Origin of the sequence: Cobetia sp. 1CM21F (genome assembly GCF_023161745.1) — a bacterium.
Classification (GTDB): domain Bacteria; phylum Pseudomonadota; class Gammaproteobacteria; order Pseudomonadales; family Halomonadaceae; genus Cobetia; species Cobetia amphilecti.
In genome coordinates this window covers 1322-2414 of sequence record NZ_JALNTQ010000012.1, presented here as the reverse complement: position 1 = coordinate 2414, position 1093 = coordinate 1322, and the positions used below count along the sequence as shown (strand labels likewise).

Annotated in this window: 1 rRNA gene; it reads left to right on the top strand. The window is 54.6% G+C overall.

The features are described from left to right. A 16S ribosomal RNA gene (locus MSG32_RS17880) occupies positions 1-1080 on the top strand; the annotation flags it as partial. Between the last annotated feature and the right edge of the window lie 13 nt (positions 1081-1093).

The following is a 1093-nucleotide window of genomic DNA, read 5'->3' as shown; positions in this document are numbered from 1 at the left end:
TAATACTCCCGAGGAAAGACATCACTCGCAGAAGAAGCACCGGCTAACTCCGTGCCAGCAGCCGCGGTAATACGGAGGGTGCAAGCGTTAATCGGAATTACTGGGCGTAAAGCGCGCGTAGGTGGCTAAGTCAGCCAGGTGTGAAAGCCCCGGGCTCAACCTGGGAACGGCATCTGGAACTGCTTGGCTAGAGTGCAGGAGAGGAAGGTAGAATTCCCGGTGTAGCGGTGAAATGCGTAGAGATCGGGAGGAATACCAGTGGCGAAGGCGGCCTTCTGGACTGACACTGACACTGAGGTGCGAAAGCGTGGGTAGCAAACAGGATTAGATACCCTGGTAGTCCACGCCGTAAACGATGTCAACTAGCCGTTGGGTCCCTTGAGGACTTAGTGGCGCAGCTAACGCAATAAGTTGACCGCCTGGGGAGTACGGCCGCAAGGTTAAAACTCAAATGAATTGACGGGGGCCCGCACAAGCGGTGGAGCATGTGGTTTAATTCGATGCAACGCGAAGAACCTTACCTACCCTTGACATCCAGAGGACTTTCCAGAGATGGATTGGTGCCTTCGGGAACTCTGAGACAGGTGCTGCATGGCTGTCGTCAGCTCGTGTTGTGAAATGTTGGGTTAAGTCCCGTAACGAGCGCAACCCCTATCCTTATTTGCCAGCGAGTAATGTCGGGAACTCTAAGGAGACTGCCGGTGACAAACCGGAGGAAGGTGGGGACGACGTCAAGTCATCATGGCCCTTACGGGTAGGGCTACACACGTGCTACAATGGCAAGTACAAAGGGTTGCAATACTGCGAAGTGGAGCCAATCCCATAAAGCTTGCCTCAGTCCGGATTGGAGTCTGCAACTCGACTCCATGAAGTCGGAATCGCTAGTAATCGTGGATCAGAATGCCACGGTGAATACGTTCCCGGGCCTTGTACACACCGCCCGTCACACCATGGGAGTGGACTGCACCAGAAGTGGTTAGCCTAACCTTCGGGAGGGCGATCACCACGGTGTGGTTCATGACTGGGGTGAAGTCGTAACAAGGTAGCCCTAGGGGAACCTGGGGCTGGATCACCTCCTTATCGACACTGTCTA